The 24,754-nt window shown below is 68.1% G+C and carries 19 protein-coding genes; 8 read left to right on the forward strand and 11 right to left on the reverse strand.

Features of this window, described 5'->3' with window-relative positions:
• The first annotated feature begins 63 nt into the window (after positions 1-63).
• Together ACFW0G_RS03260 and ACFW0G_RS03265 are read left to right on the forward strand one after the other, a co-directional pair.
• Positions 64-1,266 carry a TetR/AcrR family transcriptional regulator gene (locus ACFW0G_RS03260; protein WP_378323046.1) on the forward strand — a complete coding sequence of 401 codons (1,203 nt, stop codon included), beginning with the start codon at positions 64-66 and terminating at the stop codon, positions 1,264-1,266.
• 153 nt (positions 1,267-1,419) lie between these two features.
• A complete protein-coding gene (locus ACFW0G_RS03265; protein ID WP_378323047.1) occupies positions 1,420-2,622 on the forward strand; it encodes a low temperature requirement protein A in 1,203 nt (400 codons plus the stop codon).
• Here the strand turns inward: ACFW0G_RS03265 and ACFW0G_RS03270 are convergent.
• Positions 2,619-3,470, reverse strand: a complete 852-nt coding sequence (locus ACFW0G_RS03270) for an alpha/beta fold hydrolase (RefSeq protein ID WP_378323048.1) — start codon at positions 3,468-3,470, stop codon at positions 2,619-2,621. The two genes, ACFW0G_RS03265 and ACFW0G_RS03270, sit on opposite strands and share 4 nt — an antisense overlap.
• Before the next feature lie 259 nt (positions 3,471-3,729).
• Here ACFW0G_RS03270 and ACFW0G_RS03275 point away from each other — a divergent pair, with 259 nt between their 5' ends.
• Positions 3,730-5,025, forward strand: a complete 1,296-nt coding sequence (locus ACFW0G_RS03275; protein WP_378323134.1) for an acyl-CoA dehydrogenase family protein — start codon at positions 3,730-3,732, stop codon at positions 5,023-5,025.
• A gap of 24 nt (positions 5,026-5,049) precedes the next feature.
• On the forward strand, positions 5,050-6,255 hold the full coding sequence (locus tag ACFW0G_RS03280) for an acyl-CoA dehydrogenase family protein (protein WP_378323049.1): 1,206 nt from the start codon (positions 5,050-5,052) through the stop codon (positions 6,253-6,255).
• Positions 6,256-6,335: 80 nt separating this feature from the next.
• Here ACFW0G_RS03280 and ACFW0G_RS03285 read toward each other — a convergent pair whose 3' ends face one another.
• Positions 6,336-6,539 carry a hypothetical protein gene (locus tag ACFW0G_RS03285; protein ID WP_378323050.1) on the reverse strand — a complete coding sequence of 68 codons (204 nt, stop codon included), beginning with the start codon at positions 6,537-6,539 and terminating at the stop codon, positions 6,336-6,338.
• A gap of 263 nt (positions 6,540-6,802) precedes the next feature.
• On the opposite strand from ACFW0G_RS03285, the gene ACFW0G_RS03290 reads away from it, so the two are divergent.
• Positions 6,803-7,210: a hypothetical protein gene (locus ACFW0G_RS03290; RefSeq protein ID WP_378323051.1), complete on the forward strand. Its 408-nt coding sequence runs from the start codon at positions 6,803-6,805 to the stop codon at positions 7,208-7,210.
• 9 nt (positions 7,211-7,219) lie between these two features.
• On the opposite strand, the gene ACFW0G_RS03295 is transcribed toward ACFW0G_RS03290, so the two are convergent.
• From ACFW0G_RS03295 to ACFW0G_RS03310, 4 genes are all read right to left on the reverse strand, one after another.
• Positions 7,220-8,278: an alpha/beta fold hydrolase gene (locus ACFW0G_RS03295; protein WP_378323052.1), complete on the reverse strand. Its 1,059-nt coding sequence runs from the start codon at positions 8,276-8,278 to the stop codon at positions 7,220-7,222.
• Between the two features lie 118 nt (positions 8,279-8,396).
• Complete coding sequence (locus ACFW0G_RS03300; protein WP_378323053.1) at positions 8,397-9,254, reverse strand: SDR family oxidoreductase; 858 nt, start codon at positions 9,252-9,254, stop codon at positions 8,397-8,399.
• 79 nt (positions 9,255-9,333) lie between these two features.
• The gene (locus ACFW0G_RS03305) at positions 9,334-9,846 is read right to left on the reverse strand and encodes a GNAT family N-acetyltransferase (protein ID WP_378323054.1); all 513 of its coding nucleotides are present in this window, start codon (positions 9,844-9,846) and stop codon (positions 9,334-9,336) included.
• A 308-nt stretch (positions 9,847-10,154) separates the two neighbouring features.
• Positions 10,155-10,517: a hypothetical protein gene (locus ACFW0G_RS03310; protein ID WP_378323055.1), complete on the reverse strand. Its 363-nt coding sequence runs from the start codon at positions 10,515-10,517 to the stop codon at positions 10,155-10,157.
• A gap of 734 nt (positions 10,518-11,251) precedes the next feature.
• Between ACFW0G_RS03310 and ACFW0G_RS03315 the strand changes: the two genes are divergently transcribed.
• Together ACFW0G_RS03315 and ACFW0G_RS03320 are read left to right on the forward strand one after the other, a co-directional pair.
• Positions 11,252-12,436, forward strand: a complete 1,185-nt coding sequence (locus ACFW0G_RS03315; protein ID WP_378323056.1) for a cytochrome P450 — start codon at positions 11,252-11,254, stop codon at positions 12,434-12,436.
• Positions 12,437-12,484: 48 nt separating this feature from the next.
• Positions 12,485-13,939 carry a hypothetical protein gene (locus tag ACFW0G_RS03320; protein ID WP_378323058.1) on the forward strand — a complete coding sequence of 485 codons (1,455 nt, stop codon included), beginning with the start codon at positions 12,485-12,487 and terminating at the stop codon, positions 13,937-13,939.
• A 45-nt stretch (positions 13,940-13,984) separates the two neighbouring features.
• Here the strand turns inward: ACFW0G_RS03320 and ACFW0G_RS03325 are convergent, their stop codons facing one another.
• A complete protein-coding gene (locus ACFW0G_RS03325) occupies positions 13,985-17,728 on the reverse strand; it encodes a helix-turn-helix domain-containing protein (protein WP_378323059.1) in 3,744 nt (1,247 codons plus the stop codon).
• Positions 17,729-17,933: 205 nt separating this feature from the next.
• Complete coding sequence (locus ACFW0G_RS03330; protein WP_378323060.1) at positions 17,934-19,052, reverse strand: hypothetical protein; 1,119 nt, start codon at positions 19,050-19,052, stop codon at positions 17,934-17,936.
• A gap of 105 nt (positions 19,053-19,157) precedes the next feature.
• Here ACFW0G_RS03330 and ACFW0G_RS03335 point away from each other — a divergent pair, with 105 nt between their 5' ends.
• Positions 19,158-19,910: an alpha/beta fold hydrolase gene (locus tag ACFW0G_RS03335; RefSeq protein WP_378323061.1), complete on the forward strand. Its 753-nt coding sequence runs from the start codon at positions 19,158-19,160 to the stop codon at positions 19,908-19,910.
• Between the two features lie 74 nt (positions 19,911-19,984).
• Here the strand turns inward: ACFW0G_RS03335 and ACFW0G_RS03340 are convergent, their stop codons facing one another.
• The 3 genes from ACFW0G_RS03340 to ACFW0G_RS03350 are packed head-to-tail and all read right to left on the reverse strand — an operon-like array spanning position 19,985 to position 24,737.
• On the reverse strand, positions 19,985-21,139 hold the full coding sequence (locus ACFW0G_RS03340) for an acyl-CoA dehydrogenase family protein (protein ID WP_378323062.1): 1,155 nt from the start codon (positions 21,137-21,139) through the stop codon (positions 19,985-19,987).
• The gene (locus ACFW0G_RS03345) at positions 21,136-23,121 is read right to left on the reverse strand and encodes an acetyl/propionyl/methylcrotonyl-CoA carboxylase subunit alpha (RefSeq protein WP_378323063.1); all 1,986 of its coding nucleotides are present in this window, start codon (positions 23,119-23,121) and stop codon (positions 21,136-21,138) included. Before ACFW0G_RS03345 ends, ACFW0G_RS03340 begins: the two co-directional genes overlap by 4 nt.
• A gap of 2 nt (positions 23,122-23,123) precedes the next feature.
• Complete coding sequence (locus ACFW0G_RS03350) at positions 23,124-24,737, reverse strand: carboxyl transferase domain-containing protein (RefSeq protein WP_378323065.1); 1,614 nt, start codon at positions 24,735-24,737, stop codon at positions 23,124-23,126.
• Between the last annotated feature and the right edge of the window lie 17 nt (positions 24,738-24,754).

Genomic DNA, 24,754 nt, shown 5'->3' on the forward strand with positions numbered 1-24,754 from the left:
CCGAGTAACCCCATGGTGTCAATGGGTTGTGTCCTACCCATGACGCGCTATCGTCGGTTCACCATGACGTCACCTTCACCCCGGCAGGCACGCGCCAGGAGGCCGCGCGACCGCAAGGCGCAGCTCGCCGCGGTCGCCGCGGAACTGTTCCGCGAGCGGGGGTTCCACGGCGTCGGGATCAACGACATCGCGGCCGCGGGCGGCGTCACCGGGCCCGCGCTCTACCGGCATTTCGCGGACAAACAGGCGATCCTCGCCTACGTCGTGCTGGCCGGGATCGACGACATGGAGGCTGCGACCGCCGAAGCGCTGTCCGACGCCGAATCGGCCGTCGACCAGCTCGAAGGCCTGCTCACCGTGCTGGCGACACAGGCGGTGGAGCGTCGGGAGATCGCCGCGCTGTGGCGCTGGGAAGGCCGTCACCTGCCCCGGGACGACCAGCGCGAGATCGGCAAGCGCTCCGGCGCGCTGCTCGCGGCGTGGAGCAAAACGCTGCTCCGGGTCCGCCCCGACCTGGCCGCGGAGGATGCCGAGCTGTTGTGCTGGGCGACGTTGTCGGTGTTCGGCAGCGTGTCGGTCCACCACACGACGGTCGCGAAGAAACGCTTCGCGCAACTGCTCGTCGAGCGGGCGCTCGCTGTGCTCAACACCACACTGCCCGCGGCGGGCGCGGCCCAGGAACCGCCACCGCTGGCCGTGCTCGGCACGCCTTCGAGACGCGAGCAACTGCTGTCGGAGGCGACCCGATTGTTTTCCGACCGCGGGTTCCGCGCGGTGAGCATGGAGGACATCGGCTCGGCCGCCGGGATCGCCGGGCCCAGCGTGTACCGGCACTTCCCGAGCAAGGGCGCGCTGCTCGTGGCGATCGGGCACCGCGCGGGCGACCGGCTCGCCGTCGCCGCCGAAGAGGCGTTACGCGCGGCCGACGAACGGGACGCGCTGCGCAGGCTCGCCGCGTCCTATGTGCACACCCTGCTGCACACTCCCGAACTGCATGTCGCGTTCTCGGCCGACCGGGCGAGCATCCCGGACCGCGACCGGGCCGGACTGCTCCGGGTACAACGGGACTACGTCGCGCGCTGGGTATCGCTGCTTTCGGCCGTGCGACCGGAGCTTCCCGCGCGGGAAGTGAAGATCACCGTGCACGCGGCGCTGACCATCGCGAACGACCTGACCAGGACCCGCCGCGTCGCGCACCGCCCGAACCTCGAAGCCGAACTGAGCGCACTCCTGCACGCCGTGCTGGGACTCAGCCGACCGAGCTGACCGGACCGGCCACATCGGACAGTGCCCGCTCGACGTGCGGCCATCCCGACGGGAAAACCTGACGCACGCGCCGCCTTTCGCGCATCCGATTTTCGTCCGTTACCTCTCGGTGAAAGTCGCCTCGGGAGGCCCGCGTCCGTGCGAACATGCGCCGTGCCCACGAGACGCCGACTGCATCTGGTGACCGAGGACGAGGAGCACCGGGTCTCCAGCCTGGAGCTGTTCTTCGACCTCGTGTTCGTCTACGCGATCACCCAGACGACACAGCTGATGGCCAATCACCTGAGCCTGCTCGGGATCGGCCAGGGCATGGCGATGCTCGCCGTGCTGTGGTGGTGCTGGTGCAGCTATGCCTGGCTGGGCACCACGATCCACGTCGACCACGGCATCGCCCGGCTCGCGATGTTCGCCGCGATGGCGGTGATGTTCCTCGTGTCGCTGACGATCCCCGAAGCGTTCACGGACCAGCCGGGCGGGCTGTACGCCCCGTTGTTGTTCGTCGTCTGCTATTTCGCCGTGCGGCTGCTCCAAGAAGTCGCCTACCTCGGGGCCGCACGGCACGACGCCGCGCTCCGCCGCGTCCTGCTGCGGATGCTCGCGGGCCTGCTGCCGAGCGTGGCGTTGCTGGCGTTCGCGGCGTTCCTGCACGGCCCGTGGCAACTCGGCGTCTGGGTCATCGCGCTCGCCGTCGACTACCTCAACGTCTACCTCGCCGGCCCGGCAGGCTGGCGGCTGAACTCCCCCGCGCATTTCGCGGAACGCTTCGGGCTCATCGTGATCATCGCGCTCGGGGAGTCCATTGTGGCCATCGGTATCGGGATCGGCGCACTGCCGATGTCGTGGCTCGTCGCCGGGGCAGCGATCTGCGGGCTCGCGCTCGCCGCGGGCATGTGGTGGACGTACTTCGACGTCGTGGCCTGGGTTTCCGAACGCCGGCTCACCCGTGCCACCGGCATCGAGCGCGCGAAACTCGCGACCGACTCGTACACGTTCCTGCACCTGCCGCTCATCGCCGGGATCGTGCTCGTCGCGCTCGGTCTCAAGAAGGCGTTCCTGTACCTCGCCGACACCGAGCACCACCACCCCGGTGAGGCGCTGCACGGCGTCCCGATCTGGGCGCTGACCGGCGGGCTGGCGCTTTACCTGTGCACGCTGAGCGCCCTGCGCAGGCGCAACCTCGGCCGGTGGAACGTGCAGCGCCTGGTGCTCGCCGCGGCGTTGCCCGCGGTGACCCCGCTGCTCGAACACGTCCCCGCGGCCGTGACGCTCGTGATCGCCACGGGAACCGTCCTCGGACTCATCGCCTTCGAGCGGCTCCGCTGGTCGGAGCGGCGTCGTCAGCTTCGGGCCGACTAGCCGTGACGTGCGGTCGCGGCGTCGGCGATCAGTTCGGCGAGCACGGCGGGCTGGGACAGGAAGGGCGAGTGGGAGGAATCGAGTTCCGTGACGACCGTCGGGGACGCCGACACGGCGTCGATCTCCTTGATGAAACGCTGTTGCAGCGTCGGCGCGATGGCGTAGTCCTGGGTACAGGTCACGTACGAGTGCGGGATGCTGCCGTAGCGCTCCGCCGTCACGGTCAGTTCCTCACGGGGGATTCCGGCCGGGCCGTCCGGAGTGAGCATGGAGATGGCGGCGTCCGCCGTGCGGTCGTCGACATCGCCGTAGAAGACCTCCTTGATCTGATCCCGCCGGTCCGGATCGTGGAAGTCGACGCGCGCGGCGCCGATCACCGCCGGATCGGCCACCAGCAGCGGAGACAACTTCTCACCGGCGGCTTCCGGACTGCCGAGGTACGACCACGCGGACATCCCGTTCACCGGCGCGAGCGCGGCCACGTAGACCAGCCCGCCCACGAGTTCGGGAGCGAGTTCCGCCAACGCGGTCGCGACCACGCCACCGGCGCTGTGCGCGACCACGAGACACGGCCGGCCCGCGCCGATCGCCCGGATCCGGTCGGCGAGGTCGGCCGCCGCTGAAGACGCGGTGACCGAAGCGACCGGGGACGGTTCGGTGGCGAACGCCTCCGCGTCGAACGGCCGCGCCCAGCGGGCGCGCGGTGCGGGGCCGCGCAGCCCGTGCCCTTCGAGGTCGACCGCGACCGACTGGATCCCGCGGGCGGCCAGCTGCTCGGCCACCGGGCTCCAGCACCAGCTGCCGTGCCAGAAACCGTGCACCAGTACGACAGGCAGGGAGTCGCTCATTCATTCCTCCGACGCAGGATGAAACCGCTTTCGGTCGCAAGTTATCGCCGGGAAGAACCGGTTCCGGGCAGCCAGGACAAACGGACAAGCGGGAGTGAACGTTTGGTCCCCCGGGTCCGCACCAGGTGAGCTTCCGGGTGAGTCCGGCCACCGAATCGAGGGGCACCGCTGGCATGAACCGCTCCGGACCGCTAACCTACTCACGAGTAGGTAGCGAGATGGAGGGGCCACCATGGCTGCGCCAAGGAAACGAGACGCGATGGGCTTCGGCCTGGCCGCGCTCACCCGGTTGGCCGGGAGCAAGGTCATCGACAAGGCCGGGCTGCGCAAGCCCGTCGAAAACCTCGTCACCGCGGGGACGAGGAACGGCTTCCGCGTCGCGGGCGCGGCCACCCGTTCGTTCCAGGCGGCGCAGCGGCTCGGCAAGCCCGCGCGGCTCGCGCCGATGTCCGACAAGGGCCTGTTCGACCTCACCCCGAGCGAGGATCAGCAGCTCATCGTCGAGACCGTCACCGAGTTCGCGGCCGAGCAGCTGCGCCCGGCCGCGGCGGACGCCGACGCGAAGCTCGCGGCGCCGGAGGGCCTGCTCAGCAGGGCCGCCGAGCTGGGCATCAGCCTCGTCGGGATCCCCGAGGAGCTGGGCGGCGTCGGCACCGAACGCTCGGTCGTCACCAACGCGCTCGTCGCGGAGGCGCTCGCGCACGGCGACCTCGGGCTCGCCGTCGCCGTCCTCGCGCCGTCGGCCGTGAGCACCGCGCTGGTCTCCTACGGCGACGAGCAGCAGCAGGCCGACTACGTGCCCGCGTTCGCCACCGAGCACGTCCCGGCGGCCGCGCTCGCGCTGCAGGAACGCGCCCCGCTGTTCGACCCGTTCAAGCCCGCCACCAAGGCCCGGCGCACGCCGAAGGGCTACCAGCTCGACGGCGTGAAGTCGCTGGTGCCGCGTGCCGCGCAGGCGGAGCTGTTCATCGTCTCCGCCGACCTCGAAGGCCGGGGACCGGCGCTATTCCTTGTGGAGTCGTCGAACTCCGGGGTCACGATCGAGGCCGAGCCCGCGATGGGCCTGCGCGGCGCCGCGACCGGGAAACTGCATCTGGAGAAGGCTTCGCTGCCCGCGGGCGCGCTGCTCGGCGGCGGCAAGCCCGAGACGTTCGCCGAGATCGTGCGGCTGTCGCGGCTCGGCTGGGCGGCGCTGGCGGCCGGGACCGCGAAGGCCGTCCTCGACTACGTCGTGCCCTACGTCAACGAGCGGACCGCGTTCGGCGAGCCGATCAGCCACCGCCAGGCCGTCGCGTTCTCCGTGGCGGACATCGCGATCGAGCTGGAAGGCCTGCGCCTGGTGACGCTGCGCGCGGCCGCGCGCGCCGAGCAGGGCAAGTCCTACGCCCGCGAGGTCGCGCTGGCCCGCAAGCTCGCGACGGACAAGGGCATGCAGATCGGCAACGCGGGCGTGCAGCTGCTCGGCGGGCACGGTTTCGTCAAGGAGCACCCGGTCGAGCGCTGGTACCGCGATCTGCGCGCCATCGGCGTGATGGAAGGCGCCGTTCTCCTCTAAGGCTTTCTCGGAAGGTAAGCACTCATGATCAACCTGGAAGTCCCCAAGAAGGCCGGCGCGCTGATCAACCAGGCGTACCAGGCCGCGTCGGAAGTGTTCCGGCCGATCTCGCGCAAGTACGACCGCGCCGAGCACACCTACCCTGCCGAACTCGACATGTTCGCCGCGCTGCTGGACGGGCTCAACTCCTCCGGCGAGGGCGGCGCGGGCGCGGCGGGTGTCCGCCGCGACGACAAGGACGGCGCGAAGAAGGGCAATCGCAACGGCGCCAACCTGAACGTCGTCCTCGGCACGATCGAGATGTGCTGGGGTGACGTCGGGCTGCTGCTGTCGATGCCGCGCCAGGGCCTCGGCAACGCGGCGATCGGCTCGGTCGCCACCGACGAACAACTCAAGCGCTTCAACGGTTTGTGGGCCGCGATGGCGATCACCGAGCCGGGCTGCGGCTCGGACTCGGCGGCCATCACCGCGACCGCGCGCCTCGATGGCGACGAGTACGTCCTCAACGGCGAGAAGATCTTCGTGACGTCCGGCCAGCGCGCCGACGCCGTCGTCGTGTGGGCGACACTGGACAAGTCGAAGGGCCGCGCGGCGATCAAGTCGTTCGTCGTGGAGAAGGGCACGCCCGGCTTCGAGGTCGTGCGGGTCGAGCACAAACTCGGCATCCGCGCCTCCGACACCGCGGTGCTCCGATTCGAGAACTGCCGTGTCCCCAAGGAAAACCTGCTCGGCACGCCGGAGATCGACACGGCGAAGGGCTTCGCCGGGGTCATGCAGACCTTCGACAACACCCGCCCGCTGGTGGCCGCGATGGCCATCGGCGTCGCGCGGGCGGCGCTGGAGGAGACCCGTCGCATCCTGACCGAAGCCGGGATCACCATCGACTACGACCGCCCCGCCAACACCCAGCACGCGGCCGCCGCGGCGTTCCTTCAGCTGGAAGCGGACTACGAATCGGCCTACCTGCTGACGCTGGAATCCGCGTGGATGGCCGACAACCGCCAGCCGAACTCGCTGCAGGCCTCGATGGCCAAGGCGAAGGCAGGCCGCTCGGTCGTCGACATCACGCTGAAGTGCGTCGAGCTGACCGGGGCGTACTCCGAGGAATCCCTGCTGGAGAAGTGGAGCCGGGACGCGAAGATCCTGGACATCTTCGAAGGCACGCAACAAATCCAGCAACTCATCGTCGCCCGCCGCGTCCTCGGCAAGACTTCCGCCGAGCTGAAATAGCCCACCCCGGGAGGGTCCACCCCGCCCGGCCGTACGTGTCCTCTGTGGACACGCGCGGCCGGGCGGTTTCGTGTTCTGGATCAGATTTTGTCCACGCCGCCTGACGCAGCTTTGGCGTCGATTTCGATACGAGGGCGGGGAAACACCGCGACCCGGACCCGGACGTCCCGCTCCGGTGAGTCGAGCACCTTTTTCAGCAGGGCCAGTGTCACCACGCCTGCCACCACGAGCATTGTCACGGCGACCAGAACTAGCCCGATTCCCCCTGAGGACAACGCAAGCACGGTATCCGCTCCTCGGCCGCCCGGGTGTCAGATGCTCCCCCTCGACGCGGCGGCCCTGCGTCCTCCCCCAGCGTACCGCCTCCGGGACGTTCCGTGAATGCCATCTGCCCTGCCTGGTGGGCAGGGCTGTGTCCCGAACGGCGCGTTCGCGACATGCGCAGGCACTGGGCAAGCACATCCAGCCGCCAACTACCCGGCCTTTGCGCACGCACGGACCCCGCAGGCTCGGGACCGCTCCCTGGGAATCCGGTTACCGTAGGCGTATGAGCGATAGCAGCCCGATGCCGGGGCAGCTCAAGATGGCCAGGAGTGTTCTGTACGTCCAGAGCGTCGTCAACGCGCTCTCCGTCGGCCTGATGGTGTGCACGATCGCGAGCAGGATCGGCCACGAGCAGCTTGTCCGGCCTGGCGCCTACTTCCTGATCGCGCTCAGCGTGCTGATCTCGGTGCTGCTGCTGGTATCCACGGTCCGGCTCGAGAGCCGCCCGCCGTGGCTGCGCTCCACCGTGATCCTCCTGGAAAGCGTCGTGGTCATCGCGCAGCTGGTCGTCGTGCTCATCGGCACCGTTCTCGCGGTCGCCGGGCTCATTCTCGCAGCGATCGTGCTCGTCGTGATGACCCGCAAGCAGGTGGCCATCTGGCTCGATCCCCCGGATGACGCGCCGGAGTGAGGCCGGAGGTTAACCCAAGACCTGGTCGTCGAGGAATTCGTCGATATAGCGCCAGGTGGTGTGTCGCGCCTTGCGGCCGGTGAGCACGCCGAGGTGGCCGCCGGGCGCGGTTTCGAAGCGCACGGACGGGGCGTTGTCCAGCAGGTCCACCAGCCGTTCGACGGCGGCGCGCGGGGCGATCGTGTCGTTCTGGCCCGCGATCACCAGCGTCGGCACCTTGACGCCGGCCAGCGCGATGATCCGCCCGCCCAGGTCCACCGAGCCCTCCGCGAGATCGTTCGCGCGGAAGAACCGGTGGTACAGCTGGCCGAACGTGCGCCCGGGGTAGGCGATCATGTTGTCCATGAAGTGATCGACGGCCTCGATCTGCGCGAGATAGTCGCGGTCGTCGAGATTTTTCAGGATGGCAAGGGGTTTCGTGATTTCCTTGTTGATCCCGGTCACGCGGAAGACCCGGCTGACGATGCTCGACGGCGCGCCGCCGAGCAGGCGGTAGAACGGGGTCAGCAGATGCCCGCCGGTGAGGTCGATCAGCGGCCGGAACGGCGCGATCAGGGGGATCGCGGTGAAATCGAAGGGCGCGGCGATCGTGGTGATCGATTCGACCGGCAGATCCGCCTGGTCGGCGGCGGTCAGCAGGGAGAAGATCCCGCCCAGGCACCAGGCGACCAGGTGCACGCCCTGCCCATCGGAATCCTCGCTGACCTTCCGGATCGCCCGTGGCAGCACGTCGTCGATCCAGTGCTCGACACCGAGACGGCGGTCGGAGAAGGCGACGTTTCCATAGTCCACGAGGTAGGCATTGCGGCCGCCGTCCACCATGTGCTCGGCCAGGCTGCAGCCGCGGCGCAGGTCGAAGCACAACGCCGGCGCGGCCAGCGGCGGCACGAGCAGGATCGGCGGGCCGGACTGCTTTTCGGCGCCGTGGGTGAGCCGGTACAGCGAGCGGTTGGGCCCCTGATCGATCAGCACCCGCGGCATCGGCCGGAGGTCGGCGACCCCACCGCGGGCCACTTTGCCCACGACATTCGACGCCGCGGCGGCGAGCCGTGCCGGTGGTGAAGCCATGTCCTTGCCTCCTGGGCCCGTGCGAACTTCCCGGCAATCTTGCCTCGCGGCGGCGGGCAACTCAACAGAGTCCATGGAAGCAAGCAGTCCAATTCGGACAGTGGTTAGGCCGTCCGAGCTAAGAATCCGCGCCCGGCGCGCTGTCCGCCGCCCGGCGTTCGTAGTCCGCGCGAGCCGCGGAATGGGCCGCTGAAGCCAAAACCCGGTCCGCACCGAGTGCCCGCGCGACCGACTCGCCCCACCGCCGCGGCAGCAGCCGCGTGATCCTGCCCATAGTTCCCAGGGATCGAGGCACGAACACGTCGAACCGGGGGAATCGCAGTGCGTCCACAATGGCGTGCGCCACATCCTCGGGCCGGACGGACTTGAAGAATTTCGCCTCGCCGAGCCCGCTCGCGAGTTCCGTCCGCACGATCCCCGGCATCACGCACGACACGAGCACCCCACTTCCGTGCAGTTCCAAATGAACGGCTTCGGACAATCCGACGACGGCGTGCTTCGTCGCGCAGTACGTCGCCGCCCCGGGGAACCCTGCCTTACCCGCCATCGAAGCGACGTTCACGATGTGCCCGGCCGCGCGCGGGCGCATCCGCCGGACCGCCTCGCGTGTGCCGTGGATGACCGCGTGCAGGTTGATCTCGAGCTGACGCCGGGTCGACGCGTCGTCCTCGTCCTCCAATGCGGACAGCGGCATGATGCCCGCGTTGTTGATCAGGACGTCGATCGGCCCGACGCGCCGCTCCACCTCGTCGAGGAACGCGGTGAACCCGGCGGTGTCGGTGACGTCGAGGCGCAGCGCCACGACATCACCGCCGAGTTCGGCCGCGGTCTTCTCGGCGCGGACGTCGTCGAGATCGCCGAGCACCACCCTGGCGCCGAGCCCGGCGGCCGCGGCGGCGGTCGCCGCCCCGATCCCCTGCGCGCCGCCGGTGACCACGACGACCTTCCCGGTAAGTGAACGCGGCTGCCTGGCCATGGCGGCTCCTCTTCGTCTGCCCTGACTCCAAGGTTGTTGACGTACTGCCAACTATGGTGCGCCCCCGCGCCCGTTCCCGCTACCCCACGCGCTGCTCGAACACCTGCCCGATCCAGCCGTCGACGTTGAACCGCACGGTCGCCTTGAAGCCCTGCCCCTCGTAGTACTCCTGCAACTGACCGTCACCGCCTGCCCAGCAGTCGACCCGGACGAGGTCGATGCCCCGGCGCTGCGCCTCGTCCAGCGCGTACTCGAGCAGCCTCGCGCCGACGCCGTGCCCGGTGAACCGCCGCGACGTGATCAGTAACCCGATGTAGATCTCCCGTTCCTCGGCCTTCGGCACGTGCACCGGGCATTCCTCGGTGACGATCAGCGCGCCCGCCGGCTCGCCGTTGATCTCCGCGATCCGCAGCCCCGGGTCGGCCGCCATCCCCCGCACGCGCTCGACCCGCTTCGGGATCGCCGACCACGGCTCGGTCCCCCACTGCCCAGAACTACCCCGCGTGACCAGCCAGGCGACAGCGTCGTCGAAGAAGCCCAGCAGCGTGTCCGCGTCCCCAGAATCACCCGAACGGATGACGATTTGCTCCATGCCTCTTGTTTTACATGACCGCGGAGATCTGTCGAGCGTCAACGAGCCTGACCAACGTCTATGCGGCTGCGGACACCTTGGCATCCTCACCCTCCGGCAGGCTCGGGATGGTTGGTGATGGCCCAAACAGGGCCATCACCAACCGGATCGGCCACCACCTCGCGGCACGTCCCGTGCGTCCACGGCAGTGGACGCACCTCCCCCTTGGTGACGTCACGCCCAGCTCTGGCCGATCGCCCCTGATTATGCGCAACCAGTCAGGTCACGAATATTGTCTACGCGGAGGCGTTACGGCCAGTCGACCGTCATCAGCGGTCCTCGATGACGTGATTTCCCCCGTAACCGCCGTTGCCATAGCACTCACCGTAGAAGCTCCAGGTGCCCCTGCCCATCCAATCGCCCACCTTCCGCGTGCCATTGTTGCAGAAGGTGATCGACCGTGATTGTCCGTCGAAAACTGTCACCGTGGAACTCCACTCATTGTCACTATCCCGATAGTCATTCTCCGCGTGGCTACCGTACGGGTGGGCCTGGGCGTCACCTTTCACTTGCGCGGCGAGCGGGACGACCTCCCGGTGAATCGGCGCGGCGGCGGAACTGGTGACTCCGGCGAGTACGAGCACTCCAGCCGCGATGGCGGGCACAGTGACCCGCAGCAGAGGCTTATACATCTTGCTCCTTTCAGGATTTGGGCATTGCGCCCAGGTTGGATGCGGTGCGCCGTGACTTCCGCCGGCTTGACGAGACCTCGGGCCGGCGTCCCTGGCGTCAGCCAGAATCAGCGACTCACCAATGGCCGGGAACGCGAGCGAGCCAGGCTCGTCCCTATCTCGCTCCCAGACCGACACCAGTTGTAGGGCAGAGGAGTTGTTTTCTGCAGGTAGACGGCCGCCAGACAAACATCGTGTGGACAACGGCGCGAACGTCGGCCGGTGCGAGTCGCGGCATCGACCCGCCTTGATGATGTCCCCGCGTACATGTGAGATGACTTTCCGTCACGTGAACAGTGGTGGCGGGCGGTGTCCTCCCGGGAAAACAGAACCCAGCGCCGCCACACCTGTGACGGTGCTCCCGGCCTCGATGCCGGCGACCCTCGACGCCGTTCCAGCCGTAGCCACGTACGCGCTCATCCGCACAGCTTTGTCTACATTGTGTTTGTCTGATGGCCGGGACCGGCAACAAACAATGTTTCTGCCCTATAACAGAACACGACATGCCACCGAACTACCGATGCCGACGCCGCTTGCCCGGCATCCATACACCGGCAGCCCATCGCGTGATTGTTTGGAGGTGAATGTGATGCAGCACTGGTACTGAGTCATCTCAATCTGCTGACACGGGGCTAGGAGGGCGCCGTTACGAACTGCTTCCTGGCGGCGCCCTCTCCCAACCCGAAGGTGAAGAAATGGCCGATATCCCACTGCACCCTGCGACAACGGCGAGCAATTGGTGGAATCCCTTTGACCCTGATTTTCTCGCCAGCCCTTACCACTACTACTCCCGGCTACGCGGCGAAGCGCCGCTGACCTGGCATGAAGCCCTGAATTCCTGGGTGGTCAGCAGCTTCGACCTCTGTGAGCGAGTGCTTCGCGACTGGGAAGTGTTCGCCGCGGACGACCGCAGGTCAGGCGGGAGCATCCCGGAGTCCACGATCACTGTCCAGCGCCTCGATCCCCCCGCCCATACACGCATCAGCAAGGTATTGGCAGGTGCCCTGCGCGCCCAGGACTTCGGCCGCATCGCGACGATTGTGCAGTCGGAGACACGGTCACGCTTGGTCGCGATGGCCGCGGATACGAGCGGCGACCTCGTCAGGGATCTGGCCATCCCCGTATCCACCGCTGCCATGGTGGCGCTGATGGGCATTCCGGCCGACCTGCTACCCCGGACATGGAGCCTGTCGGCTCGGATAGTGACCAGCATGAACGCAGGCTTGCGGCCGGAGACCCGAGAGCCTGGCCGGCGGGCTCGCGCCGAGTTGAGCCGGCTACTCGATTCCTGCCTGGACGCCAAGTGCGGCCACGGCGTACTCGGCGCGGTGGCGTCGGCCGGATGCCCCTCGTCGCTTCCCCGCGAGGTGCTGGTGAACTCCTTGCGGGTGGTCCTGCTGGCCGGCCTGAACACCGCGCAGCGCATGCTGGGGCTGGCCGCCCTCACCTTGCTCGGCGACGAGGGCGCGACCCGCCGGATCCGCTCCAGCACGCCATCGAACAAGGTGATTCACGAAATCGTCCGGTTCGACAACCCGTTTCAGGCGCAAAGCCGCCGGTGTGTGGCCAGTACCGTCATCGCCGGGGTGCGGCTGCGCCGGGGCGACACCGTCGTTGCCCTGCTCGGCGCGGCCAACCATGACCCCGCGAGATTCCCCTCGCCGGACGCCCTCGATTTCGACCGGCCCTTCCGCCCCAGCCTCGCCTTCGGTACCGGCACGCACGCCTGCATCGGCGCCGCGGTCGCGGGCACCATGCTCCGCGCGTTTCTGAACGCTGCCTGGCGAGACGGTGCGTACCTCCGCCGCGCGGGCGATCCGGTGTTCGACGCCAACCCGACGCTCCGCGGCCTTACCCGGTTTCCTGTCCAAGTGCGATAAAGAGGGGAAGAAACATTGTTCAGATTATCGACGAGACGCGTCGCAGGCTTGCTGCTGGCCGCCGTGCTGGCGGCCGGCGGCGCAACCTTGACCGCCGTGCCGGCGGCCTCGGCCGATTCCGCGGCCGACGTCTGCGCCGAGGCCGCGTTCAACGCGCCCAACACGGGCTTCAAGGACGACAAGGAGCATTTCGTCATCGCGGTCGCGGTCGGCATGGCGGAGTCACACTGCAACCCCACTGCCGAGCACCACAACGGAAGCGGGTCGACCGACTACGGGCTGTGGCAGATCAACGACCACTACCATCCCGAGTGGACGAAGCCGGAATGCCGATTCGACAAGACCTGCAACGCGCAGGCGGCCTGGGTCATTTCCAGCGGCGCCCAGAACTGGTGTCAGTGGAACACCTTCGACCCCTGCAAGAGCGCGCCTCAGAACCTCGGCACCTACCGGAACTTCCTCGCTGACGCGCAAGCGGCCGTCGACAAGTTCCTTCCGGGGCCACCGCGTACGAACAGCGCTCCGGCGGCGACATCTTCCGTGGAGTACAACGGCGAGCTCGCTCACTTCGAGCGCACCGCGGACGGCTCGCTGGGGCACTGGTTCTACCCCGACGAACACGGAGTCACCGGCTTCGACACCTGGGCCACCAATGGAGTCAAACTCGCCGGGAAGCCGACCGCGATCATCTACAGTGGTCAGATCACGGTATTCGCTCGCGGCACCGATGGCAGCCTCCTGCACTGGTTCTACCCGGACGAAAACCACGCCACCGGCTTCGATGTGTGGGGCGGCGGCTTGGCCGGAGATCCGACGGCGGTCGTTTACCACAACGAGCTGACCGTGTTCGCGCAGGGAACGGACGGCAGCCTGAAGCATTGGTTCTACCCCGACGGCAATGGCTCCACCGGTCAGGACACCTGGGCCTCGAATGGCGTCGCGGTAGCCGGACGCCCGACAGCCGTGGTGTACCACGACCAATTGACCGTTTTCGCGCACGGTGCCGACGGCAGCCTGCTGCACTGGTTCTATCCCGACGAACACGGAGTCGCCGGCTTCGACAGCTGGGGCGGCGGAATCGCAGGAGACCCGGAGGCGACCGTCTACCACGACGAGTTGACGGTATTCGCGCAAGGCTCGGACAACACCCTGCAGCATTTCTTCTACCCCGATAACGGGACGACAGGCCGTGACACCTGGACGACCACCGGGATCGGAATCACCGGCAAACCCGGGGTGACGATTTTCTCAGGACAGCTGACCGTATTCGCCCGGGGAACCGATGGCAGCCTCGCACATTGGTTCTACCCTGACGAACATGGAGTCACCGGCTTCGACAGCTGGGGCGGCGGAATCGCGGGAGACCCGGACACCGCACCGGTCTACACCAACCAGATCACCCTGTTCGCCAAGGGCGAGGACGGTAGTCTTCAGCACTTCTTCTACCCCGATACCAACGGAGTCACCGGCCGGGACGTGTGGGGCGGAGCAATCATCGGCTGAACCCGCCAGGCGGGCCCGGCGCTCCGGCTCGGGTGCCGGGTCCGTCTACTTCGCGCACGGCGGATGATAAGACAACCCCGGAAAATACTGATCCCATTCAGCAGTACTGATCGCGGGATGGGCGACCTCGCAGACTCGAGCGGCAACGCGGTCAACGTCGGTCTCCCACAGCCGGGCGCTGTGGTCGTCGCTGCCGGTTATCACGGTTCGCCCTGCTGGGTCGAACGCGACCGATTCCACCGGGCCGGTGTGCCCGGCGAGTGTTGCCAGCGCGGCCGGACGACGCACGTCGGTCACATCCCACAAGCGGGCGGTCTGGTCATCGCTGCCGCTGACCAGCGTATGCCCGTTCTGGTTGAACGCGACCGAGACGACGTGGTTGGTGTGGCCGACGAGCGTCGCCAGCGCGGCCGGATGACGCACGTCGGTCACATCCCACAGCCGGACGGTCTGGTCGAAGCTCCCGGTGGCCAGCGTGCCCCCGTCCGGACTGAACGCCACCGACCGCACGCTGTCGGCGTGCTCGGTCAGCTTCGCCAGGGCGGCCGGGTTCCTCGAATCGGTCACGTCCCACAGCCGCACCGAGTGATCGAAGCTGCCGGTCGCCACGGTACGTCCGTCCGGGCTGAACGCCACGCTGTAGACGGTGTTGTCGTGACCGATCAGCGTGGACAGCATGACGGGGACACCTGGGCCGGTCAGGTTCCACAACCGCACAGTGTGGTCGCGGCTTGCAGTGGCCAGTGTGCGGCCATCCGGGCTGAACGCCACAGCGACGACTTTGGCGGCGTGACCGGACAAGACCGCCCGCAGTACCGGTGCGTGCGGATTGCCGGCGTCCCACAGTCGCGCGAGGTTGTCGTCCCCTGCGGTGACCACCGCATTCCCGTCCCTGCTGAACGCCACGGCGTCGACCGGACTGGCGTGGCCGGTCAGCGTGGACAGGAGGACCGGGCGATAGGGATCGGTGACATCCCACAACCGCGCGGTGCCGTCGTCGCTGCCGGTGACAGCCAGATGTCCGTCCGGGCGAAACGCGACCGACCGAACGGTGTCGGTGTGTCCGGTGAGGGTCGGTCCGGGGATGTCCCACAGCAGCACGGTCCGGTCGTCGCCGGCGGTGGCCACCGTGCGGCCGTCCGGGCTGAACGCCACGGACTCCAGGTGATCGCTGTGGCCCGACAGCGCCGACAGCAGGCTCGGTGACCGTATGTTGCCGACGTCCCAAAGCCGGGCCGTATGGTCGAAGCTCGCAGTCGCCACGCTGCGTCCGTCCGCGCTGAACACCACGCAGTGCACAGCGTTGGTGTGCCCGGGAAGTGTCGCCAGCGCTACTGGTCTGTGTTTGTCGGTGACGTCGAACAGTCTGGCCGTCATGTCGTCGCCGGCGGTGGCGACCGTGTGGCCGTCCGGGCTGAAGGCCGCCGACCGGACGGTGTCCGTGTGGTCGGTGATGATCCCCAGCGGTACGGGCTCCCCTCGGTTCGCGATGTTCCACAGCCGGACGGTCCGATCGGCACTGGTGCTGGCCACCGTGGTCCCGTCCGGGCTGAAGGCCACGCTGTTTACGCCTTTGGCGTGCCCGGTGATCGTTGCGGCAGGGATCGGCTGGCGAGGATTGGCCAGATCCCATGCCCGGACCGTCCGGTCGGCACCGCCGCTGGCGAGTGTCTTCCCGTCTGGGCTGAACGCTACCGATTCCACTACGTCGGAGTGTCCGGTGAGGACGGACAGCCCACTGGGTGAGCGCGGGTTGCCGATATCCCAGATTCGGATCGTGTGGTCGGAACTGCCGGTGGCGACCATTCGCCGATCAGGACTGATGGCCACCGACCGGACGTGGTCGTTGTGTCCCACCAAAGGGGCCAGTACCGTTGGCCGGTGCGGGTCGGTGACGTCCCACAACCACGCCGTTCCGTCGTCACTCGCGCTGGCGACCATGTGGTTGTCCGAACTGAATGTCACCGCTTGAACCCGGTCGATGTGGCCGGTCAATCTGGTGGCATACGGTGTGGCGAAGGTGCTGAGCAAGCTGGTACGAGCCTGCGTGGTGGCCGTGAGCCGGGACGCGGCGACACTGAGTTGAGCGGCCAGCGCCGGGTTGGTCGCGCGCAAAGTGTTCGCTTCCAAGGCGACCTGCCCTGACAGAGCGATGTCGCGTTGCTGGATCGCGCCACGCTGCGCGTCGACGGCGATCACAGTAGCGGTGGCCGCGACCAGGAACAGCACCGTCACCAGCGCCAAAAGCTGCCGCAACCGGCGAGCCCGGCGACGGGATCCGGCTTTTTCGGCCTCCTCGGCGGCAAGACTGGCATCGAGGAACTCCCGCTCCCTGGCGGTAAGCGCCCCCGCGTTGCCAACGGCCCAATCCTGGACCAATGCCAACCGGGTACCGCGGTAGAGCGTATCGGTGTCGCGGTGCAGTCCCTCCCACATTTCGGTGGCGTCGGTCAGCTGGCGATGCAGCCGCAGTCCCGCGCGGTCCTCGGCCAGCCAGCTGTGCAGCCTTGGCCAGCAACGGATGAGGGCCTCGTGGCCGATCTCGACGGAGTCGGTGTCCAGGACGATCAGACGTGCCGCGGCCAGGCGGTCGAGCACCACACTGACGTCCGCATCGGCGGTGTCCAGCTCACTGCGGGTGATCCGGCGCTTCGTGTCTTCGGTGCCCTCGCCGAGCGCCGTCAACCGGAGAAAGATCTGCCGGGCCAGCTGTTGCTGATCGTCGTTGAGCGCTGTGTACAGCGACTCCGCGGTCTGCGCGAGTGCCCCGTCGATACCCCCGGCCTCGTGGAACCCCTCCAGTGTCAACGTGTTACCGCGCCGCCGTCGCCAGGTTTCCAGCATCGCGTGCGACAGCAACGGCAGTACTCCTGCCTCTCCGGCGGTCTGGGCCACCAGGGTGGCGACCAGGGACCCTTCGATCGAGCAACCGGCGCCCGCGGCCGGTTTCGTGATCGCCTGGCGCAGCTCCTCAGCGGTCATCGGCCCGACCGCCACGTGCGCGCTCTGGAGGGCATCGGCCAGCTCCGGATAGGCAGTGCAATGAGCGTAGAAGTCGGCTCTCACACCCAGCACGACGCGGCAGCCCAAGCCGTCGGCATCCTCGGAGGTAGCCGCCTGCAGCAGCGCCGTGATGAACTCGGCGCGCTCGCGTGGATCCCGGCAGAGCGTGAAAACCTCTTCGAACTGATCCACTACAAGCACGGTGTCGCGGCCCACCGCCGTGCCGGTTACCCGCGCGTACTCCCCCATCGGGTGCGGGCCTGGGGTGAACACGACCGCATCCGGAAGCCGAGGTACCAGCCCAGCTCGCAACAACGAAGACTTACCCACCCCCGACGCGCCGAACACGGCGAGGAAACTTAACTGCGATAATCTGTTCAGCAGCGCACTAACCAAGCTTTCACGGCCAAAGAACCGTGCGCTGTCCTCGGGCTGCAGTGCCGCCAAACCGACGTAAGGTGAACCGGCGTCGGCCGGCTCCACCGATGTGACCAGCTCGGCGGCGATGGCACGCCACCGCCGTTCCCACTCCCTCGGTTCCCCGCCGCAGGCCTGTACATAGGCCAGGGTCACCGCCAAGCTGGGCAGTCGGCGCCCGGCCGCTGCCGTGGCAAGGGTCGCGACCGAATAGTGCGCCCGCTTTGCGAGTTCCCGATAGGTCGGGCTGCCCGCCGACTCCCTCAGCCGGCGTAGATCAGCAGCCAGTTGCACCAGAGGTTCTTCCCCCGCGTCCAGCGGCTTTTCCTTGCGCGGCACCGCCCGCCCCCCTTCGACGTCGGCCGACATTGTCACCAATCGACCAATCGCCGCGCACGAGATTCAAGCAAGTCAACCCATTCGGACCAGCCAATTCATCCTTCATTAAAAGCGTGCATTTCTTACAGTTGGTCCAGCCGAACTGTGGGCGTCGGCCGAGCCGTTGCTCCCCGGAATTTCAGCCGCGTTCACCGGGGGTGGGGACGCGGCAACGCGCCCCCACCACGCGTTCGGGTTAATTGGGCGGGATGGGCACCAGTTCGTAGCCGACGCTCGACTGCGCCCCGTTCGGCGCGGTGACCGCGGCGAGGCCGACGATGTGCCCGGCGTCGTTGATGCCGGTGGCACCTGCCAGCCGCACGTTCGGGTGCGGCGCGATCAGCGTGTTGAGCTCGGTCGCGTGGCCGTTGCGGTAGAGGAAGCCGTTGCCGCTTCCCACGAGGTCGAGGGGCGGGATGACCCCGTCGTCGCCGACGATGTCACCGTGGTTGTTGATCGCGGTGGCGTGCGCGGCATTCTGGTTGGCGCCCGGCACGTTGAGGTCGACCGCCTTGCCCTTGCTGAACAACACCGCGTGGAACAGGTTGGGCAGGCTTCCGGGTGCGCTGGCCGCGCCCACCGCCTGACCGGCGTTGTTGACAGCCAGTGCCTCGGCGAAACCACCGCCGTTGAGCGTGCCGAGTGAGCTGATCTTCCCGTTGACCCATTCCGCGGCGGCCTTGCCGCCGTTGGCCCGCGCGGCGTCGCCGACGACCACTCCATTGCCGTTTACGGCGAGCGCCTCACCAGTCTTGCCACCGGGGAACAGGGGCAGGTTGGTCACCGTCGGACCCTGTTTGGACCACGGCGTGCCCGCGATACCGCCCTGCGTGCCCACGATCTGCTGCCTGTTGTTGACGCCGAGAGCCTCGGCCGTCCCGGCGGGATTCACGCCGAGATCGGTCCCGGTGGCGCCCGGACCCGGCCAGAGGACCGGCCGGGGCACCTCCGCCACGCCGCCGGGGAAGACCACGACCTTCCCGTACCGCCCGACCACCATGCCCTGGTCGTTGATGGACAGTGCCCTGGTTTCCTCGCGCAGGCTGGGGCCGGTGCCGGGCGCATTGAGGAAGAGTGGAGTCTTCGAACCCGCCTTGAGAATGAAACCTTTCTCCCGCCCTTGGGACGACGGGTCGGTACCGAGACCGATGATGTCGCCGTGCGCGTTGATCCCGCGATACTCCAGCGTGGTCGCGGAACCGAGCACGAGTCTGTACTGCGGCGCCGGGGCCGCCTCCGCACCGGGTGCGGACACACCCATCACCCCGGCCATCGCGCCCGCGGCCACCATGGCCGCCGGTAAGCGCTTGCGCATGAAACCCTCCTTTGCGTGACGCCAAAACGTCATCACGCAATACGGGCCGGGGTTACACGTCTAATTCCGTGGCCCCGCCCCCGTCGCGCATGATTGTGTTGCGGCATGCCCACGCTCACCGTCACCAACGGGGAAGTACCACTGCACGTCGTCGATCACGGCGGCACGGGTAGACCGATCGTGCTCCTGCACGGCGGTGACCGGTCCAGTGCGGACTGGACCGAGATCGCGGGGCGGCTGAGCGCGCTCGGGTACCGCCCCGTCGCACTCGACCTCCGCGGGCACGGCCGGACTCCCGCGGCGACCTGGTCCTGGGAGCTGGTGCTGTCCGACGTCGCCGCGGTGACCGACGCACTCCATCTCGTGCGGCCGGCCGTCGTCGGGCACTCGCTCGGCGGCATGATCGCCGCGCTCTGGGCGGCGGAACACCCCGGCTGCCCGCTCGCGGTCAACCTCGACGGGCACGGCAATCCCATTCACCCCAGTCAGTACGCGGGACTCGCCCCCGAACGGGCAGCCCAGGAGCACGCCGCGCTACGGGCCGAACTCGCGAGCATGAGTGCGGGGCTCGGCGACTATCTCATGACGGTCATACGCGCCTTCGAACGTCTCGACCGGTTCGCGGCCTACCGCCGCGCCGGTGGCCCGCTGGTGGTCACCCGGTCGGCCCGCTCGATGGCGGATCTGCTGCCGGAGGCGGTGCAGGACACCTGGCGCGCGCACGAACGATGGCTGGGCGAACAGCTCGCCGCGCTGGCGGCCGACGGCGCGATGGAACTCATCGCGACGCCGACCGGCCACGACGTCCATCTCGAAGATCCCGCGCTCGTGACGAGGATCGTCCACGAACGTCTCTGACCGCAGTACGTTAAGGCCATCTTACGGGCGTCTGACGCCCGTAAGATGGCCTTAACGGCATTTCAAGTGCGGGCTCAGACGACGCCGAGGTGGCGCGAGATCAGCATCTTCTGCACCTCGCTGGTGCCCTCGCCGACCTCGAGGATCTTGGCGTCGCGGTAGAAACGGCCCACCGGGAACTCGTTCATGAAGCCGTAGCCGCCGAAGATCTGCGTGGCGTCCCGCGAGTTGTCCATCGCCGCGTTCGACGCGACGAGCTTCGCGATCGACGCCTCCTTCTTGAACGGCTCGCCGCGCAGCATCTTCGACGCCGCCTGGTAGTAGGCCAGCCGGGCGGTGTGCGTACGGACCTCCATGTCGGCGATCTTGAACTGGATCGCCTGGTACTCCCCGATCCGCTTGCCGAAGGCGACGCGGTCCTTGACGTACTTGAGGCATTCGTCGACACAGCCCTGCGCCAGCCCGACACTCAGCGCGGCGATGGCGACCCGTCCTTCGTCCAAAATGGACAGGAACTGCGCGTATCCTCGGCCGCGGTCGCCCACCAGGTTGCCCGCAGGCACTCGGACGTCCGAAAAGGACAGCTCGTGGGTGTCGGAGCAGTTCCAGCCGACCTTCGAGTACTTGGGCGCGACCTCGAACCCCGGTGTGCCCGAAGGAACGATGATCGCGGAGATCTCCTTGCGCCCGTTCTCCATCACGTCGGTGACCGCGGTGACGGTGACCAGCTTCGTGATGTCGGTGCCGGAGTTGGTGATGAACGCCTTGCTGCCGTTGATGATCCACTCGTCGCCGTCGAGCTTGGCGCGCGTCCGGGTCGCCCCCGCGTCCGAGCCGCCGCCGGGTTCGGTCAGCCCGAAGCCGCCCAGCGCCTCACCCGCGCACAGCGAGGGCAGCCACTTCTCCTTCTGTTCCTGGCTGCCGAAGCGGTAGATCGGCATCGCACCCAGCGACACCCCGGCCTCCAGGGTGATCGCGACCGAGGAGTCCACACGCGCCAGCTCTTCCAGCGCGAGGCACAGCGCGAAGTAGTCGCCGCCCATCCCCCCGAACTCCTCGGGGAACGGGAGCCCGAACAAGCCCATTTCGCCCATCTTCGCGACGAGTTCGTACGGGAACTCCTCGCGCTCATACAGTTCGCCGATCACCGGAGCGACCTCGGCGTGCGCGAAGTCTTCGACGGTCTTGCGCAGCGACTCGTACTCTTCGTCAAGGCGGAAGTCGATCACGATTTCTCCTCGTGGGGTGACACGATGGCAAGGGTTTCGTCCAGCGCGACCTGTTGGCCGACGCGGACGGAAAGTTCGCTGACCACACCGTCGATCGGCGCGGTGACGGTGTGCTCCATCTTCATGGCCTCGACGACCAGCAGCGGTGTTCCGGCGCTGACGACGTCGCCCACCGCCACCTTGACGACCAGCACCGTGCCCGGCATCGGGCTGGCGACCGGTCCGGCACCGGCGGCCTCACCACGGGAAAGGAGCACGTTTTCCTGTTCCCCGAAGGCGAATCCGTGTCCGTCCCTGGCCAGCCAGACCGTCCTGTTCGGACCGCAGGCCTGCCGGTAGCGGTGGAAACCGCTGAGGTGCCGCACTTCCAGCACGTCGCCGTCCCGGCGGACGGAGACCCGCACCGGCTCGCCGTCCCCGACGGTGACCGTCGCGTCGGCGGGCGTGCCCACGACCTTCACCACGGCCTGTTCGGTACCGGCCTTGAGCCGGAAGGTCACCCCGCCCGAACCCCCGGCGCGCCAGCCGTTCGGCACGTCCCAGGGGTCCACAATGGATCCCGTCGGCTGCAGCTCCAGCAGCCGGTCCAGTGCCGCGGCGACGAAGAACTCCGCCGGCACCGCCGAAGAGACCAGAGTGGACAGACGGCGATCGACGAGTTCGGTGTCGAGTTTGCCTTCCCGCACATCGGGATCGGCCAGCAAACCGCGCAGGAACGCCACATTGGTGCCGACGCCGAGCAGCGCGGTGTCGGCGAGCGCGAGGTCGAGCCGGTGCAGCGCGGCCGCGCGGTCCGAGCCGTGGGCGATGACCTTGGCCAGCATCGGATCGTAGTTCGAGCCGATCACCGCACCTTCGGTCATCCACGAGTCGACACGCACTCCGTCACCCGAAGGTTCGTGCACGGCCAGCACAGTCCCACCGGTCGGGATGAAACCGCGCGCGGGATCCTCGGCGTAGACCCGGGCTTCCACGGCGTGCCCGGTGAGCCGGACGTCTTCCTGGGCAAGGGTGAGCGGCTCCCCCGCCGCGACGCGGACCTGCCATTCGACCAGGTCCAGCCCGGTGACCAGCTCGGTGACCGGGTGCTCGACCTGCAGGCGGGTGTTCATCTCCATGAAGAAGTATTCGCCGGGGTCGTGCGCGGACATGATGAACTCGACGGTCCCCGCGCCGACATAACCGACCGACCGCGCGGCTTCGACCGCGGACGCGCCCATCTTCGCGCGCGTCGCCTCGTCCAGCAGAGCCGAAGGCGCTTCCTCGATGATCTTCTGGTGGCGCCGCTGCAGGCTGCATTCGCGTTCACCGAGGTGGATCACGTTCCCGTGCTGGTCGGCGAGCACCTGGATCTCGATGTGCCGCGGCGTGGTGACGAACCGCTCCAGCAGCAACGTGTCGTCACCGAACGAACCCTTGGCCTCACGGCGCGCGGACTCGACCGCGGCGTCCAGTTCGGACGGTTCGGTCACCAGCCGCATGCCCTTGCCGCCGCCACCGGCGGACGGCTTGAGCAGCAACGGATACCCGACCCCGGCCGCCGCCTCGGCGAAGCCACCGGCCGGAATGTCCACATCGGACGCACCGGGCACGACGGGGACGCCCGCCTTCGACACCGTCGCCTTGGCGCGGATCTTGTCGCCCATCGCGTCGATCGCGGCGACCGGCGGGCCGATGAAGACCAGCCCGGCTTCCTCGCAGGCCCGCGCGAACCCGGCGTTCTCCGCCAGGAAGCCGTAACCCGGGTGCACCGCCTGCGCGCCGGTGTCCCGCGCGGCCTGGACGATCGCCGGGATCGACAAATAGCTTTTCGCAGCCTCGGCCGGTCCGATGCGGACCGCCGTGTGTGCCTCCCGGACGTGCCGCGCGTCCGCGTCGGCATCGCTGTACACCGCGACCGAGCGAATGCCCATATCACGCAGGGTCCGGATGACGCGGACCGCGATCTCGCCCCGGTTGGCGACCAGAACAGTGTCGAACATGCTCACATCCTGAAGACGCCGTAGTTGACCTCGGACAGGGGCGCGTTCGCCGCCGCCGACAGCGCGAGCCCGACCACCGTGCGGGTGTCCGCCGGGTCGATCACGCCGTCGTCCCACAGCCGCGCCGTCGAGTAGTACGGGCTGCCCTGCGCCTCGTACTGCTCACGGATCGGGTCCTTGAACGCCTCTTCGTCTTGCACGGACCATTCGCCGCCACGTGATTCGATGGCGTCACGGCGAACCGTCGACAGCACCGACGCCGCTTGCTCACCGCCCATCACCGAGATCCGCGCGTTCGGCCACATCCACAGGAAACGCGGCGAATACGCCCTGCCGCACATCGAATAGTTGCCCGCCCCGAACGAACCGCCGATGATCACGGTCAGCTTCGGTACCCGGGCACACGCGACGGCGGTGACCATCTTCGCGCCGTGCTTGGCGATACCGCCCGCCTCGTACGCGCGGCCGACCATGAACCCGGTGATGTTCTGCAGGAACAGCAACGGGATCGAACGCTTGTCGCACAGCTCGATGAAATGCGCGCCCTTCATCGCCGACTCGGCGAACAACACGCCGTTGTTCGCGATGATGCCGACGGGATGACCGTGGATCCGGGCGAACCCGGTGACCAAAGTGGCCCCGTACTCCTTCTTGAACTCGCCGAACCGGCTGCCGTCGACGATCCGGGCGATCACCTCGCGGACGTCGTAGGGCACGCGCGGATCGGTCGGCACGACGCCGTACAACTCGGCCGGGTCGACGGCGGGTTCCTCGACCGGGGTCACGTCCCATGGCCGCGGCGTCCGGGGGCCGAGCGTCGACACGATCGAGCGAACGATGCTCAGAGCGTGCGCGTCGTCGTCGGCGAGGTGGTCGGTGACGCCGGACTGACGCGCGTGGACGTCGCCGCCGCCGAGTTCCTCGGCCGTGACGACCTCGCCGGTCGCGGCCTTCACCAGCGGCGGACCACCGAGGAAGATCGTGCCCTGATTGCGCACGATGACCGCTTCGTCGCTCATGGCCGGGACGTACGCGCCGCCGGCGGTGCACGAACCGAGCACCGCGGCGATCTGCGGGATCCCGCGGCCGGACATCGTCGCCTGGTTGTAGAAGATCCGCCCGAAGTGCTCACGATCCGGGAAGACCTCGTCCTGCCGCGGCAGGAACGCGCCGCCGGAGTCCACCAGGTAGACGCACGGCAGGTTGTTGTGCAGCGCGACTTCCTGGGCGCGCAGGTGTTTCTTGACCGTCATCGGGTAGTAGGTGCCGCCCTTGACGGTCGCGTCGTTGGCGACGATCACGCATTCGCGGCCGGACACGCGGCCGATGCCGGTGATGATGCCCGCCGACGGCGCCTCGTCGTCGTACATCCCGGTGGCCGCGAGCGGGGACAGCTCCAGGAAGGGCGAACCCGGGTCGAGCAGGGTGTCGACCCGGTCGCGCGGCAGCAGTTTGCCGCGTTCGACGTGGCGGGTACGCGCTTTCTCGGGGCCTCCGAGCCGCGCGGCGTCCAGGCGCTTGCGCAGGTCCTCCACGAGTTCGGCGTGCGAGGTGGCGCTGCGGGCGTACGTTTCACTCCGTGGATCGGCGGAGCTGTTCAGTACCGGCGTGTCCATGACTCCCTCGTCGTCCC

It is taken from the genome of Amycolatopsis sp. NPDC058986, from assembly GCF_042741125.1.
GTDB lineage: Bacteria > Actinomycetota > Actinomycetes > Mycobacteriales > Pseudonocardiaceae > Amycolatopsis.